This is a genomic window from Mesorhizobium sp. M0152, from assembly GCF_040322415.1.
Lineage (GTDB): Bacteria > Pseudomonadota > Alphaproteobacteria > Rhizobiales > Rhizobiaceae > Mesorhizobium.
The window spans coordinates 1-12,495 of record NZ_JAMYTH010000034.1 but is presented as its reverse complement, the minus strand read 5'-3'; the positions used below and the strand labels follow the sequence as shown (position 1 = coordinate 12,495).

Genomic DNA, 12,495 nt, shown 5'->3' with positions numbered 1-12,495 from the left:
GCAGGGAAGCCGCAGCGGAAATACAAGCCGTGACCGGCAATGTCGAGAGCTGGCGGTGAGGCCAGCCTCGGCATTGACGGCAAGGCGGGCGAGTTCTAGAAGGGCAGCATCAGTTCCGTGGTGATTTGGCCGGTCGGCTTGCAGCCACGTTAAACAATTCGCTAAAGGGCCGTTTGCGTGGACGTAACCGGCTTTGTGAAGGCAAATGCCGGTTTTTTGTTGTCCGCTGCCGGCCGGACGAACGCATCGGCGGCGATTTTCGCAGGGCAAGGTGCAGCAAGAGAGATGCGAATGGCCGCTCTGCGCGCTGGGAAGACCAACGAGGCCGACCAACCGTCGAGCCCGGTATTGCGCTTTGGGGCGGACAAGCCGCTGAAGCTGGACGCCGGCACGCTGCTGTCGCCATTCCAGATCGCCTACCAGACCTACGGTACGCTGAACGGCGCCCGCTCCAATGCCATCCTCGTCTGCCATGCGCTGACCGGCGACCAGCACGTCGCCAGCACCAATCCGGTGACCGGCAAACCCGGCTGGTGGGAAGTGCTGATCGGCCCCGGCAAGATCATCGACACCAATCGCTTCTTCGTCATCTGCTCCAACGTCATCGGCGGCTGTCTTGGCTCCACCGGTCCGGCCTCGACCAACCCCGTCACCGGCAAACCCTACGGGCTCGACCTGCCGGTCATCACCATCCGCGACATGGTGCGCGCGCAGCAGATGCTGATCGACCATTTCGGCATCGAAAAGCTGTTTTGCGTGCTCGGCGGCTCGATGGGCGGCATGCAGGTGCTGCAATGGGCGTCGAGCTATCCGGAGCGCGTCTTCTCGGCGCTGCCGATAGCCACTGGCGCCCGCCATTCCTCGCAGAACATCGCTTTCCACGAGGTCGGCCGGCAAGCCGTGATGGCCGACCCGGACTGGCATGCCGGCAAATATTTCGAACACGGCAAGCGCCCGGAAAAAGGGCTGGCGGTGGCGCGCATGGCCGCCCACATCACCTATCTTTCGGAAGCTGCCCTGCACCGCAAATTCGGCCGCAATTTGCAGGATCGCGAGGCGCTCACCTTCGGCTTCGACGCCGACTTCCAGATCGAAAGCTATCTGCGCCACCAAGGCATGACCTTCGTCGATCGTTTCGACGCCAACTCCTACCTCTATATGACGCGGTCGATGGACTATTTCGACCTCGCCGCCGACCATGGCGGCCTGTTGGCCGACGCCTTCGCCGGCACGAAAACCCGCTTCTGCCTGGTGTCCTTTACCTCGGATTGGCTGTTTCCGACCGAGGAGAGCCGCTCGATCGTGCATGCGCTCAACGCCGCCGGCGCATCGGTGTCCTTCGTCGAGATCGAGACCGATCGCGGCCATGACGCCTTCCTGCTCGACGAACCGGAACTGTTTGCCGCCATCAACGGCTTCATCGGCTCGGCCGCGAGGGCGAGAGGGCTAAGTCTATGATCCGGCAAAATCGGGCATCGTCCGAATTGGGAAAATGTGCCTGGCCAAGGAAAGAACCATGAGCGTCAACCGCGACCAGCGCGTCGACCTCGAAGTCGTCGCCAACCTCATCCCGCCGCGATCCCGCGTGCTCGATGTCGGCTCGGGCGATGGTTTGCTGCTCGAATTGCTGCAGGACACCAAGCAGGTCGACGGCCGCGGTCTTGAACTGTCGCAGCGCGGCGTCAACGAATGCGTGGCGCGCGGCCTCTCGGTCATTCAGGGAGATGCCGACAAGGACCTCCAATTCTATCCCGACAAGGGTTTTGATTTCGTCGTGCTGTCGCAGACCTTGCAGGCGACCCGCAATCCGAAACTGGTGCTCGACGAATTGCTCAGGATCGGCAACCGCGCCATCGTTTCCTTCCCCAATTTCGGGCATTGGCGGGTGCGCCTGTCGCTGTTCGTCAAGGGCCGCATGCCGGTGACCAAGGACCTGCCCTATTCCTGGTACGACACGCCCAACATCCATTTCTGCACCATCCGCGACTTCGTCAATCTGTGCGACGAGCTTGGCGCGACGGTGGAGAGGGCAACCGCGCTCGACGCCAACGGCCAGAAGATCGGCCTGTCGATGCCGTGGTGGTTCTGGAATTTCTTCGGCCAGCAGGCAGTGTTTTTGCTGAAGCGATAAAGCCTAGTCCTACTCCAGGATATCCGTGGCCTTGTGTGGATGTTCGACACCGTCGGCGAATACCACGTCAGCCTCGGAATTATCGGTCCGCAGCGATAATATCGCCTGGTAGGCTGGTGAATGGTACCAGCGGCGCGCATGCTGCCGAAGCCTCTTCAGCCGGCCTCGCAAGCGCAATCTGCCCCGGCGCCGGCCGCAAGGCGATTGCCCCAGACGTAGTAGGATTCCATGCGATCGCAGGCAGGGCCGGGCCGGCTTCGCGATGGCGTTCAGACGTCATCTATTGGCGAGGGTGTTGCAATTGAGGCGCTAGGCCCCGGAATCGTCATTTGGCGGCGGTTGGACGGCAGTGCGGCGGATGACATGAGCGGCGATTTTTTAGCGTCGAGGCGGATATGGCGAGGGGCCGAGAAAAGGGGAAGTCCAGGAAAAGGTGTGAAACGGTTTTTCCGGGAAAAGCGCGTAGCGCTTTCCCTAGGGAATTGCGTTGAAACAAAGAGTTAGAGCGGTTCACCGTTTCCGTGAAACAATGAACCTCCCATCTAGGCTGGTCGGGCCAAGAGGCTCAGCGGTCGAGTTCTGGGAAATACGGATCGGACAAGAACCGCCTGTCCCGCTCGCCCCGCAGGCAGTCGACGGGCGCGTCGGTGTCCACGGGGATGAACCCGGCCCTGTCCTGGATGCCGCTCACTTCGAGGATCAGCTTGCGCCGGATCGCCGTCGAGAATTCGGCGGCCGCGTAGATCGGCAGCACGAAGGAACCGGGCCCGCCGGTGACGCACTGCGCATAATACTGATCGAGATGGCTGAACGTGGGCGACGGATTGACCAGGATCGGCAGGCCGTTGATGACGATGCCCTTGGCGATTGCCGCGTCACGCGTCGTGGTGACCGGCGGCCCGATATTGTTCGGACCGTCGCCGGAAATATCGATAACGCTGCGATCGCCCTCGAAAGCCGTGCGATCGAAAAGCTTAGCGCCGAAGGCAAGCGCACCGGAGATCGAAGTGCCTCGGAAGCTCCTGAACGGCCGCGCCGCCACCTTGTCGGCGAAGGCGCCGGCGCTGTCGGCGCTGTCGACAATCTGCCAGCCGATGACGGCGTCGTCGCGCACCGTGCCGGCCCATTCGAAATAGGCGAGCGCGATGCGGCCAGTTTTGCCGGCGCGGACCGCCTGGATGAAATCGGGATGCCGCAGCGCCTCGACATAGCCGGCGCGCTGCAGGGCGAACTCCTTCTCGTCCATCGACAGGGAGATGTCGACCGCCAGCACCAGTTCGACATCGACGGCCAGCGCATCCGGCGGCGAGGCAACGGGGACTGCCTGGGCGCAGGCAAGACAGGCAAGCAGGCGCAGAGCATCAAGCATGGCCGACGCCGGGGTTGTTTCTCCTGCGGATATTCCCTCGCGATCACGGCAAAATAAAGCTTCGCGCCAGGGACCGGAACAATGGCTACGCCTTGCGGCGGGCAGCGGCGGGGGGCGGCTCGATGGCGCCGGCCCTGACGCGGACCGGTTTCAGCGCCGGCACGCCGGCATCCTTCACGATTGTAAAAGCGCGTGGAAAGAAATGATTGTTGTGCTGGCCGCGTCCGATGTTGAGCACCGCGGCTCCGGGCAGACGCTTCTCCAGCATCGACAACACCCGTCGCAGCGACGGCCCGTCGAACGCATCCAGGGCTTCGTCGATGATTATCCATTTTGGTTGCCGCAAGGCGAGCCTGGCGAAGGCGAGCGAGCGTTGTTCGTCATCGCCCAGCTCACGCTCCCAGCGCGCGGAGCGGTCGAGCGAGGACGACAGCCGTTGCAGGCCGACCTCGGCAAGAACCGCCGAAATCTCGGCATCGCTCGCCGGGTCGGGTCCATTCGGGTGATCGAGAACCTCGCGCAACGTACCGGTCGGGAAATACGGGACGCGAGGCACGAAGATGGGCGTTTCTCCCGCGGGCAGGCCGATTCGCCCGCTGCCCCATGGCCATAGGCCGGCAATGGCGCGGAAGAACAATGTCTTGCCGGCGCCGGGATCGCCGGTGATCATGACGCGCTCGCCGGGACGTATCTCGACATGCTGGTCGGCGAGCTTGGTGCATCCGTCCGGCGAGGCCACTTCGAGCTTCTCGAAAGTCAGGCTGCCATTGGCGTTGTCGCCGAACTCGATGCGCTTTTCCTTGTCGTGCAGCACATCGGTTTCAGCGAGCGCGATGCGGAAGTCCGCAACGCGCATCAGCGTTGCGCGCCAGTCGGCGATGCTGCCGATGTTGTTGATGAACCAGCGCAATGAGGAATGCACCTGATTGAAGGCGCCGACCGCCATCATCAGCCCGCCAAAACTGATGTCGCCCGAAAAATAGACCGGCGAGGCAACGAGGATGGGGGCCACGACGGTGATCCAGCCATAGGTGTCCGTCACCCAGGACAGATTGATCTGGGCGGTGTAGATGCGCCGCATGGCGCCCAGCACAGTGCCGAGGTCGAGTCCGAGCCGTCGCCTGGCATCCGCCTCGCCATGGTACAGCGCGATGGCATCGACATTCTCGTTGACGCGCACCATCGAGGAGCGCAACTCGGCTTCGCGCGTATAACGGTCGCTGTTGAGGCGGATCAGCGGCCGTCCGACCAGCCAGCTCAGCCATGACGCGGTGCCTGCGTAAAGGATGGCGGCCCAGACCATGTAGCCCGGTATCGCAAGCGAGGTCCCGCCGATATGGAAGACGAAGCCCGAAGACAGCTCCCACAGCACGCCGACGAAGGACACCAGCAGGATCAACGACTGCAGCAGGCCGACGCCGAGATCCGTGGACAGATCGGTGAGGTGCGCGGCGTCCTGCTGCATGCGCTGGTCGGGGTTGACGCCGATGGCGCCGGCATTGGCCAGGCGGAAAGCGCGCGCCGGCCGCATCCACTGGTCGATCAGATCGAGCGTCAGCGCCTCGCGAAGTTTCAGCCTAATCATCTGGTTGAGCCAGGTCTGCCCTATGTTGAGCACCAGCAACCCGCCGGCAATGACTGCAAAGACGAGAAGCTGGTGCAGGAAGGCAGCCATGTCGCGGCGCGCGAGCGCATCGTAGAAAGGCTGGTTCCAGCGGTTGAGCAGAACTTGGCCGATCGAGGTCGCGACGATGACGGCCATCATGCCGACCGACGTCCAGAACAGCCACTTGCGAACCGGCGATTCCGCCAGCGCCTGCCTGATCGTCGCCACCTGATCGCGCAGACTGCTGGCTTCGACCGCAACCGGCAGGGCGGAGGCATCGTTGTCCGGATGGTAAGCCATACCCAAGGTCCTTGCGTTCAGTTTGAGTGCTGAAACCGCTGATGGTCGGCCGCATTGGTCTCAATGAGCCGCAAGCGACAGATAGGTCGGGAAACGCCGGGCGGCGCAAGTTCCTGTCATGATCACGAAGGTGTCATCTGCGGAGCCGGCGGCGTGGTCTCCACGGCCCGGCGGCCGAGCCGTGTCGCGCCATGCGGCGACAGCACCGGCACGAAAACGCGGCGAGACGCGCGCTGGACGACCGGCACGCCTTGATAAAGCCGTTTCTGCGCCTCGACGACGATAACGCCGGAAAAGATCGGCCACAACCGCCGGCCGGCCCGCTCCAGCACGTTGTGGAACCGCATCATGAAGCGCCGCCGCGATGGCGGGAAGAACAGCGCATCGGACCATGCCGCGGGCGTAAAATTCGCCTCGCGCAGCAATTCGGTGAGCTGTCCGCGTGAGAAAGGCCGCCCATTGCCGAACGGCGTGTGCTCGAAGCGCGCCCAGACACCGCGCCGGTTTGGCACGACGATGACGACGCGCCCGGCGGGCGACAACACCCGCCAGATCTCGTTCAGCGTCTCGCGCGGATTCTCGACATGTTCGAGCGAATGGACGAGCAGCATGCGGTCGATGCAGGAATCGACCAGCGGCAATTCCTCGTCGAAGACCAGTGCCGTCGCCGTCGGGCCGACCGCCGGCCAGACCACGGCGCCCTGGGTCGCCGGCATAAAGGCAAAGACTCGCTCGGCATCGGTGCCGAAACGCTCCAGCCAGGGCAAGGTGTAGCCGAGGCCAACCAGCCGTTCATTGGGCACGGCGGCCCATATCGACGATAGCGCCATGGTGATCGAGCGTTCGGCGAACCTGCCGAGCGTTGTCGAGTAGAAGGAACGGAGATCGACGATGTCGGAATGCATGTGAGGGATGTAGCCGTGAAGCGCGCGGGTTTCAACAAAGGCCGGTGCCGCCGACATTGCAGGATGACTTGGGAGCCCCTGGGGCGGCGTTCGACATCCCGGGATGACATTTGACTTCTCGTGATGACATCGGCGCGTTGGGACCCTATGTCTGCGGCGACAATGGAGAGATGCGATGCCCGTTGAAATCGAACAATTCACCTGCCGCACCGACAATTTCGGCGTGCTGGTGCATGACCCGGAAAGCGGGCAGACCGCTATCATCGATGCCCCTGAAGAGGCGCCGATCCTGGCCGCGATCAAGCGCACCGGCTGGACGCCGACGATGATCCTGACCACGCATCACCATATCGACCATGTCGAGGCCAATCTGGCGCTGAAGGAGCGTTTCAAGCTGCGCATCGTTGGCCCGGAAGCGGAAAAGACCAAGATCCCCGGCATTGATGAGACAGTTGAAGAGGGTTCGGTCCTTCATCTCGGCGGCGAGCGGATAGAGGTGATCGCCACCCCCGGCCATACCGCCGGCCATGTCTCCTACTACCTGCCTGCATCGAAAGTGGCGTTCACCGCAGACACGCTGTTTGCGCTTGGTTGCGGGCGGCTTTTCGAATGCAAGCCGCCAGTGATGTACGACTCGCTGAAGAAGCTTGCCGCACTCCCGGCCGCGACCGTCATCTATTGCGGCCACGAATACACGCTCGCCAACGCCCGTTTCGCGTTGACCGTCGACCCGAGCAATTCGGCGCTGAAGGAACGGGCTGCCCGGATCGAGGCGTTGCGCGCCGACAACAAGCCGACGCTGCCCACGACGATCGGCGAGGAATTGTCGACCAATCCGTTCCTGCGCTGGCACGATCCGGCGATCCGCAAACATCTTGGGCTGGAGAAAGCTTCGGATGCCGAAGTCTTCGCCGAGATCCGCAAGCGCAAGGACAATTTCTAGCCTGGTGGTATTGTCGAACCCATGACCAGTTCCGCCGAAATTATCGCGACGCTTGGGCTGAAGCCGCATCCGGAGGGAGGCTGGTACACGCAGACCTTTCGCGACGAAGCCGGCGGCATGCGCGGCCATTCGACCGCCATCTATTTCCTGCTGGAGCAGCACCAGGTTTCAGCCTGGCACCGGGTCAAGGACGCCGCCGAGGTCTGGCATTTTTATACCGGCGCCCCGCTGGCGCTGTCGATATGGGATGAAGGCGGTGCGGTGATCGAACAGGTGCTCGGCGCCGAATTGGCAGCGGGCGAGCGGCCGCAGGTCGTCGTGCCGGCGGGCTGGTGGCAATCGGCGCGCAGCCTGGGCGAGTGGACCTTGGTCGGCTGCACCGTCGCGCCGGGCTTTGATTTCGCGGCCTTCGAGTTGGCCGCGCCGGGCTGGCAGCCGAAACAATCCTAGCTCAGCAAGAAACCAAGCGTAATCGCGAGCTGAGCAGCGTAGTACAACGCCCAGACGGCAAAGCGCATCCAGACGCGATGCGGCGAGATGGCAGCCACCAGGAATTTATCCGTCGCGAGCAGCCCGTCGGAAGTCATGAACAGGATGGCGCCGCCGATCAGCGATAGATTGCTTGTCGTCAGCGCCGACATGCCCATCGCCAGGATCGCTGCGACATAGACGGCGATCGGAAGACGCAGGCCGGGACCGGTGCGGCGCCAAAGCGCCGTAAGCAGGACCGCCGCAAACACCGCCATGGCCAGCGCGATCGCGCCACGCCACGATTCGGCGCCGAGCAATTCCAGCCCGCCGCCGCTGCGCAGGAAAATCGCGATATAGACGATGTGGGCGACGAGAAAACTGGCCAGCCCGCCGAGAAACGCCTTTTCGCCGTCACGTGACAGGAACGCGTCGCCAACGGCGCTGAACGCGAGGGCTGCGACCAAAAGCGGTGGGCCGCCTTGCAGGGCCGCCAGCACGGCAAGCATCGCTACGGCGAGCGTCTTCGCCGCCGAGCGGGCGAGCGTCGGCGGCATGCCCAGGGTGAACGCGTAGATCACCGCCGCTACAAGCGAAAAGATCAGCGTCGCATTGGCATTGGCGTCGATGTCGCCGGCGAACGGCATCGTCATGCCTTGGCTCCGTCCCCGGCCGTGGCCGGCTTGCGCAGGAACAGCGACCTTCCCGGCAGCCCCGCGCCCCCCGCGACGAGCATGCTGGCGGCAAGGATGCGCAGCGAAGGCTTGGCCCACATGCCCGCGACCGCTGAAAAGCCGATCAACATTGCGCGCCCCATTCCCGCCTCCGGCGCGCCTGGCCTTATTGTACCGCTTCGAAACGCCGGGCACTAATGGTCAAGGTGCCGATCTGCGTTCCGACCGTGGCGTGGATCGGCGCATATACGCCGGTTTGGCCAAGCGGCGCAAACGTCACCATCATGCGGCTGCGGTTTTTCAGATAATTGAGCGCCTTGCGGCCCTTGCGGTAGCCCGCCACCGGCTCGAAGCCCATCCGGCAGGTGACGGTCTCGCCCTTATAGCCCGGCACCGAGATCGTGCCTTTCGAGGCGTAGGTCAGCGTCAGGTCGGCGCGCATCTCGCCATCGTAAAACTTTACCGTGCGGCCGCAGACCTTATCGAGACTGTCGGCATGGATGACGGTCGCCGCCATCGGATCTAGCACCGATACCAGGTCGCCGGCGCTGATTGGCACCCAGCTCTTGGGGTCGCGCTTGCCAGGCGCCGGAATGACCTGCGTCGAGATCACGTTTCCATTGGCGAAGCGGATGTCGATCGCGGACGCTTTCTTGCCCGAGGTGTAGTCGGCACGAAACGCCTGCGGCACCATCTTCTGGCCCGAAATCGTGCCTTTGGACGAGACCGTGCCGCGCGTATCGTCGAACAGTCTGGCGAGACCCGCCGCGGAGACGCTTCCGTCGATCGAATAGATGCCGTTCTCGTAACGGCTGGAAAAGGTCGATTTCGCTATCGAAAGACCGAGAAACGATACGGTGTATTCGCCTTTGAAGGACTGCGGCGAAGCGGCGGACGCAGCCGATGGCAAGGCGATGGCAAGCACGGCGACAAGGGCAGGCGACGAACGAAGCATGGCGGGATCGGTCCTCGATTTTCGGCCGGAGGTATGCAACTCCGGCTTGGCATGTCCCTGTTGGACCGCTTATAGGATGAAATCCGGCCTTAATGTGAAATGCCCGTCGCAAGCGAAGGCAAGCCGGAGCTTGACGCATTGGCGAAATGCAACTATGGAACGCCAACTTTTTCCATAAGGCCGCCTGACCAGAACCGCGCGCCACCCGGCGTGGGCACAAAGGTTTGACAGGGCCGAGAGAACTGAAGGTAGAACCATGTCCCGCACCTGCGAACTCACTGCCAAGGCAGTCCAGACCGGCAATAATGTGAGCCACGCCAACAACAAGACCAAGCGTCGCTTCCTGCCCAACCTCGTCAATGTGACGCTGATCTCGGAAGCGCTGAACCAGAATGTGCGTCTGCGCATTTCCGCCAACGCGCTGCGTTCGGTCGAACATCGCGGCGGTCTCGACGCCTTCCTGGCGAAGGCCGACGTCAAGGAGCTGTCGCAGCGCGCGCGCCTCTTGAAGAAGCAGATCGCCAAGAAGCTCGCAGAGCAGTCCGTCGCAGCCTGACACCCTTTCAAGGCGGGGGACGACCGCCCTAGCCAACTTCTTGTTGGCCCGTGGGCATCGGATAGCAACCGCAAGGTTCGACAATCCGATGCCCGGATACGAAGCGAGCATCGCCCGGATGGGCATCGTGCTCCGCTGGTTCCATTACCCAGGATAAAAAAATGACTTCCTTCTCGCGATACCTGCCCTTCGTGGCCGCCATGGCGCTTGTCGTCGTGGCATCGAACATTCTCGTGCAGTTCCCGATGCAGGGCCAGGTCGGCGGCCTGTCGCTGGCCGACCTGCTGACCTGGGGCGCCTTCACCTACCCTTTCTCGTTCCTGGTCACCGATCTCGCCAACCGCCGCTACGGCCCCGCCGTGGCGCGCAGGATCGTCTTTGTCGGCTTCATGACGGCGGTGGTCTGCTCGATCCTTGTCCCACCCTTCCTGTTCCGCCATGGTCTCATCGAATTCGAGACCGCCGCCGACCGGCTGGTGCGCATCGCGGCGGCATCCGGCGCGGCGTTCCTCAGTGCGCAATTGCTCGATGTGACCGTGTTCAACCGGCTGCGCCGGCAAAGCTGGTGGCGCGCGCCGATCGTCGGCACGCTGGTCGGATCGGTGTTCGACACCGCCGTTTTCTTTACTGTCGCTTTTTCCACCGCTTTCGCCTTCGCTGGTCCGAACGACAGTTTCGCGCTCGAAACTGCGCCCTTGATGGGCGTTTTCAATGTCGACGCCATGCGTTGGGTTTCCTGGGCATTGGGCGATCTCAGCGTGAAGCTGATCATCGCCGTGGTGGCGCTCATCCCTTACCGGCTGCTCGCTACCCGCTGGAGCCAGCCGGCACTGGCCGCATCGCCGTGATTCCGAACAGGGGAACCAGGCAATGATTCCCTGGGTTCAGCTAGACTCTGCAAAGACGCCCGACGGCGCGCAGGAGCTTCGCCTCAAACGGCGCGGGTCAGAATTTTCGATCATGCTGGGCACCAACGAGCTGATGAACAGCCGTCTCAGCGGCTCCGAGCAAGCGTTGGCAAAACTGTCCTGCCTGAGGATTGCCGGCCATCGCCGGCCAAGAATTCTCATCGGCGGGCTTGGCATGGGTTTTACTTTGCGCGCCGCCCTCGCCGAACTCGGCAGTGATGCCAGCGTCGTGGTCGCCGAGCTGGTGCCAGCCGTGGTCGCCTGGGCGCGCGGCCCGATGGCCGATGTCTTTGGCGGCTGTCTCGACGATCCGCGTGTCACCATCCAGGAGACCGATGTCGGGCAGCTGATACGGTCGCAAGCATCGAGCTATGACGCTATATTGCTCGATGTCGACAATGGCCCGGAAGGCATCGTCCACAAATCCAATGACGCGCTCTACAGCCTGGCCGGCCTTGGCGCCGCTCGCGCCGCCCTCAAGCCGGGCGGCATGCTGGCGGTGTGGTCGCAAGGCCCCGACAGCGGCTTCACCCGGCGGCTGAAGCAGGCCGGCTTCACAGTCGAGGAGGTCAACACGCGCGCCAACGGCAAGCGCGGCGCGCGCCATGTCATCTGGATCGCCACCAACGGCTCGCTATCCTGACCGGAGAGCCGGGCAGCGGATCGGTTTACTTCGACTTCTGGAGTTCCGCCGCAAGGGCTTCCAACAGCCCGCGGGTTCCTTCCTCACGTCCCTGCGCGGAATCGACGCCGTCGAAAAAGGCGCCCTGCTCGGTATAGGTCAGCCTTGTGCCACCACCCGAGGGTGTCAGTTGAACCGTAGTCAACGATGCCGACATCGGCTGCGATCCGATTGCCATCCTGTAGGAAAACACGATGCGCTGGTCCGCAACGATGTCCTGGAACTGAGCATCAAGCCTGACCTCTGGGCCACCGCCATAGCTGAAGCGCGACACCTCGCCGCCGCCAACGCGAAAATCGAAGCTGAATTCGGCGATGGCAAAGCCATCACCTTCGATCCTCCAGCGCCGGACCGTCGCCTTGTCGGCGAAGGCATGGAAAACGCGGGCCGGCGACTGCGGGTAGATCCGCTCGATGTTGAAGGTGGAGTGGATGACGGAATGCTCGTCTTTGACAGGGGCGATCTGGTTCATTGCTGTTCGTCCTTTTCCTGATTTTTCGGGGGCGATTGGTCTGTCTCCGCCAGGATCTGGCCGAGACGGTCGAGGTGACGTTCCGCCGGTATGCGGCGCTCTGCAATCCAGTCGGCGAGCGGGCCGAGCCCGCCCAGGTCGATCCGGCAGGTGCGTACCCGCCCGGTCTTTTCGCTGCGGATAAGCCCACAGGCCTCCAGCGCCTGGAGATGCTGCAGCACGGCCGCGAACGTCATGCCGAACGGCTCCGCCAGCTGGCTGACCGTGGCCGGTCCGCGGCTCAACCGTTCCAGGATCTGGCGACGGGTCGGCTCGACTAGCGCACGGAGAATGCCATCAATCTCGGAATAGTTAAGCATGGGCTTGAGTATTGTCTCGATAAGAAGAATTGTCAAGTTAGCACTAAAGTATTTCGAACAGTCGTCGTCCCCCACTCCGTCCCGGTTAGGTGGACACCAGGGTGATTTTAACATGTACGGGCCCACGCGACCGGGGGTGGGGTTGGTTGGCGGGGTGTGGGTTGATA

General features: G+C 63.1%; 15 protein-coding genes, 1 pseudogene and 1 riboswitch. Of the genes and pseudogenes, 7 read left to right on the top strand and 9 right to left on the bottom strand.

Annotated elements, in window-relative coordinates:
• The first annotated feature begins 107 nt into the window (after positions 1 to 107).
• Positions 108 to 185: riboswitch (SAM riboswitch) on the top strand.
• A gap of 106 nt (positions 186 to 291) precedes the next feature.
• Complete coding sequence (gene metX / locus NKJ26_RS26035) at positions 292 to 1,458, top strand: homoserine O-acetyltransferase MetX (RefSeq protein WP_352698098.1); 1,167 nt, start codon at positions 292 to 294, stop codon at positions 1,456 to 1,458.
• A gap of 58 nt (positions 1,459 to 1,516) precedes the next feature.
• The gene (gene metW, locus NKJ26_RS26030) at positions 1,517 to 2,131 is read left to right on the top strand and encodes a methionine biosynthesis protein MetW (RefSeq protein WP_352604669.1); all 615 of its coding nucleotides are present in this window, start codon (positions 1,517 to 1,519) and stop codon (positions 2,129 to 2,131) included.
• Between the two features lie 9 nt (positions 2,132 to 2,140).
• On the opposite strand, the pseudogene NKJ26_RS26025 reads toward metW, so the two are convergent.
• From NKJ26_RS26025 to NKJ26_RS26010, 4 genes and pseudogenes are all read right to left on the bottom strand, one after another.
• A pseudogene (locus tag NKJ26_RS26025) lies at positions 2,141 to 2,278 on the bottom strand (DUF1330 domain-containing protein); the annotation flags it as partial.
• 418 nt (positions 2,279 to 2,696) lie between these two features.
• Positions 2,697 to 3,500: a DUF1194 domain-containing protein gene (locus NKJ26_RS26020; protein WP_352698096.1), complete on the bottom strand. Its 804-nt coding sequence runs from the start codon at positions 3,498 to 3,500 to the stop codon at positions 2,697 to 2,699.
• A gap of 85 nt (positions 3,501 to 3,585) precedes the next feature.
• The gene (locus NKJ26_RS26015) at positions 3,586 to 5,406 is read right to left on the bottom strand and encodes an ABC transporter ATP-binding protein/permease (RefSeq protein WP_352698094.1); all 1,821 of its coding nucleotides are present in this window, start codon (positions 5,404 to 5,406) and stop codon (positions 3,586 to 3,588) included.
• Between the two features lie 122 nt (positions 5,407 to 5,528).
• Positions 5,529 to 6,311, bottom strand: coding sequence for a class I SAM-dependent methyltransferase (locus NKJ26_RS26010; protein ID WP_352604661.1), 783 nt, complete (start codon positions 6,309 to 6,311; stop codon positions 5,529 to 5,531).
• A gap of 175 nt (positions 6,312 to 6,486) precedes the next feature.
• On the opposite strand from NKJ26_RS26010, the gene gloB reads away from it, so the two are divergent.
• The gene (gene gloB, locus NKJ26_RS26005) at positions 6,487 to 7,254 is read left to right on the top strand and encodes a hydroxyacylglutathione hydrolase (RefSeq protein WP_352698092.1); all 768 of its coding nucleotides are present in this window, start codon (positions 6,487 to 6,489) and stop codon (positions 7,252 to 7,254) included.
• 21 nt (positions 7,255 to 7,275) lie between these two features.
• A complete protein-coding gene (locus NKJ26_RS26000; RefSeq protein ID WP_352698090.1) occupies positions 7,276 to 7,704 on the top strand; it encodes a cupin domain-containing protein in 429 nt (142 codons plus the stop codon).
• Here NKJ26_RS26000 and NKJ26_RS25995 read toward each other — a convergent pair.
• Genes NKJ26_RS25995 through NKJ26_RS25985 form a run of 3 tightly spaced genes read right to left on the bottom strand, consistent with a single transcriptional unit; the run spans position 7,701 to position 9,351 of the window.
• Positions 7,701 to 8,375 (bottom strand): lysoplasmalogenase, encoded by a 675-nt coding sequence (locus NKJ26_RS25995; RefSeq protein WP_352698088.1) that lies wholly within the window; start codon positions 8,373 to 8,375, stop codon positions 7,701 to 7,703. The genes NKJ26_RS26000 and NKJ26_RS25995 overlap by 4 nt on opposite strands.
• Positions 8,372 to 8,539 (bottom strand): hypothetical protein, encoded by a 168-nt coding sequence (locus NKJ26_RS25990; RefSeq protein ID WP_352698087.1) that lies wholly within the window; start codon positions 8,537 to 8,539, stop codon positions 8,372 to 8,374. Before NKJ26_RS25990 ends, NKJ26_RS25995 begins: the two co-directional genes overlap by 4 nt.
• A gap of 23 nt (positions 8,540 to 8,562) precedes the next feature.
• A complete protein-coding gene (locus tag NKJ26_RS25985; RefSeq protein WP_352698085.1) occupies positions 8,563 to 9,351 on the bottom strand; it encodes a DUF3108 domain-containing protein in 789 nt (262 codons plus the stop codon).
• A 256-nt stretch (positions 9,352 to 9,607) separates the two neighbouring features.
• Here NKJ26_RS25985 and rpmB point away from each other — a divergent pair, with 256 nt between their 5' ends.
• From rpmB to NKJ26_RS25970, 3 genes are all read left to right on the top strand, one after another.
• Positions 9,608 to 9,907, top strand: a complete 300-nt coding sequence (rpmB, locus tag NKJ26_RS25980) for a 50S ribosomal protein L28 (protein WP_027023326.1) — start codon at positions 9,608 to 9,610, stop codon at positions 9,905 to 9,907.
• Positions 9,908 to 10,068: 161 nt separating this feature from the next.
• The gene (locus NKJ26_RS25975; RefSeq protein ID WP_352698082.1) at positions 10,069 to 10,755 is read left to right on the top strand and encodes a queuosine precursor transporter; all 687 of its coding nucleotides are present in this window, start codon (positions 10,069 to 10,071) and stop codon (positions 10,753 to 10,755) included.
• A gap of 22 nt (positions 10,756 to 10,777) precedes the next feature.
• Positions 10,778 to 11,458 carry a spermidine synthase family protein gene (locus NKJ26_RS25970; RefSeq protein ID WP_352698080.1) on the top strand — a complete coding sequence of 227 codons (681 nt, stop codon included), beginning with the start codon at positions 10,778 to 10,780 and terminating at the stop codon, positions 11,456 to 11,458.
• 25 nt (positions 11,459 to 11,483) lie between these two features.
• On the opposite strand, the gene NKJ26_RS25965 is transcribed toward NKJ26_RS25970, so the two are convergent.
• Positions 11,484 to 11,969, bottom strand: coding sequence for an SRPBCC family protein (locus tag NKJ26_RS25965; RefSeq protein WP_352604643.1), 486 nt, complete (start codon positions 11,967 to 11,969; stop codon positions 11,484 to 11,486).
• Positions 11,966 to 12,328, bottom strand: coding sequence for an ArsR/SmtB family transcription factor (locus tag NKJ26_RS25960; protein WP_352698169.1), 363 nt, complete (start codon positions 12,326 to 12,328; stop codon positions 11,966 to 11,968). The genes NKJ26_RS25965 and NKJ26_RS25960 overlap by 4 nt, the downstream gene beginning before the upstream one ends.
• Positions 12,329 to 12,495 lie beyond the last annotated feature (167 nt).

What these genes read in the sequence shown, in the direction of transcription:
- gloB (WP_352698092.1), top strand. Translation starts at nt 6,487, where the DNA reads ATGCCCGTTGAAATCGAACAATTCACCTGCCGCACCGACAATTTCGGC.
- rpmB (WP_027023326.1), top strand. Translation starts at nt 9,608, where the DNA reads ATGTCCCGCACCTGCGAACTCACTGCCAAGGCAGTCCAGACCGGCAAT.
- NKJ26_RS26010 (WP_352604661.1), bottom strand. Translation starts at nt 6,311, where the DNA reads ATGCATTCCGACATCGTCGATCTCCGTTCCTTCTACTCGACAACGCTC.
- NKJ26_RS25990 (WP_352698087.1), bottom strand. Translation starts at nt 8,539, where the DNA reads ATGGGGCGCGCAATGTTGATCGGCTTTTCAGCGGTCGCGGGCATGTGG.
- NKJ26_RS25975 (WP_352698082.1), top strand. Translation starts at nt 10,069, where the DNA reads ATGACTTCCTTCTCGCGATACCTGCCCTTCGTGGCCGCCATGGCGCTT.
- NKJ26_RS26015 (WP_352698094.1), bottom strand. Translation starts at nt 5,406, where the DNA reads ATGGCTTACCATCCGGACAACGATGCCTCCGCCCTGCCGGTTGCGGTC.
- NKJ26_RS26020 (WP_352698096.1), bottom strand. Translation starts at nt 3,500, where the DNA reads ATGCTTGATGCTCTGCGCCTGCTTGCCTGTCTTGCCTGCGCCCAGGCA.
- NKJ26_RS25960 (WP_352698169.1), bottom strand. Translation starts at nt 12,328, where the DNA reads ATGCTTAACTATTCCGAGATTGATGGCATTCTCCGTGCGCTAGTCGAG.
- metX (WP_352698098.1), top strand. Translation starts at nt 292, where the DNA reads ATGGCCGCTCTGCGCGCTGGGAAGACCAACGAGGCCGACCAACCGTCG.
- NKJ26_RS26000 (WP_352698090.1), top strand. Translation starts at nt 7,276, where the DNA reads ATGACCAGTTCCGCCGAAATTATCGCGACGCTTGGGCTGAAGCCGCAT.
- NKJ26_RS25995 (WP_352698088.1), bottom strand. Translation starts at nt 8,375, where the DNA reads ATGACGATGCCGTTCGCCGGCGACATCGACGCCAATGCCAATGCGACG.
- NKJ26_RS25965 (WP_352604643.1), bottom strand. Translation starts at nt 11,969, where the DNA reads ATGAACCAGATCGCCCCTGTCAAAGACGAGCATTCCGTCATCCACTCC.
- metW (WP_352604669.1), top strand. Translation starts at nt 1,517, where the DNA reads ATGAGCGTCAACCGCGACCAGCGCGTCGACCTCGAAGTCGTCGCCAAC.
- NKJ26_RS25985 (WP_352698085.1), bottom strand. Translation starts at nt 9,351, where the DNA reads ATGCTTCGTTCGTCGCCTGCCCTTGTCGCCGTGCTTGCCATCGCCTTG.
- NKJ26_RS25970 (WP_352698080.1), top strand. Translation starts at nt 10,778, where the DNA reads ATGATTCCCTGGGTTCAGCTAGACTCTGCAAAGACGCCCGACGGCGCG.